This is a genomic window from Aeromonas piscicola, from assembly GCF_000820005.1.
GTDB classification, from domain to species: Bacteria; Pseudomonadota; Gammaproteobacteria; order Enterobacterales; family Aeromonadaceae; genus Aeromonas; species Aeromonas piscicola.
Map to the genome: position 1 here is coordinate 2,654 of NZ_CDBL01000028.1, position 354 is coordinate 3,007.

The 354-nt window shown below is 61.9% G+C and carries 1 protein-coding gene and 1 pseudogene; both read right to left on the reverse strand.

Annotated features, from left to right (window positions below):
- Positions 1-107 (reverse strand): annotated as a pseudogene (locus BN1128_RS04435) (anthranilate synthase component II); the annotation flags it as partial.
- The coding region (locus BN1128_RS04440) for a chorismate-binding protein (RefSeq protein WP_042866569.1) at positions 100-354 on the reverse strand (255 nt) is incomplete at its 5' end. The pseudogene BN1128_RS04435 and the gene BN1128_RS04440, both read right to left, overlap by 8 nt.

Below are 354 nucleotides of genomic sequence, written 5' to 3' on the forward strand. Positions count from 1 at the left end.
GGCAGGCTGTTGCGGTAGATCCGCACCGGATAACCGAGGGAGCGGAATTGATCCACCAGGTTGTAGGTGAACGAATCGAAGTTATCGAGCAAGAAGATGTTAGTCATGGCTCACGTCCTTATGTTGCTCCTGCTGGGCGCTCAGGGCTTGCAGTGAGGTGCCATGGCTGGCGGCGATGGCGGCCAGCACGGCGGCCGCCTTGGCGCGGGTTTCATCCGCTTCGGCCTGGGGTTTGGAGTCATAGACCACACCGGCGCCGGCCTGCACGTGGGCCACGCCATCTTTGACAAAGGCCGAGCGAATGACGATGCAGGTATCCATCTCCCCCGCACCGTTGATGTAGCCGACGGCGCC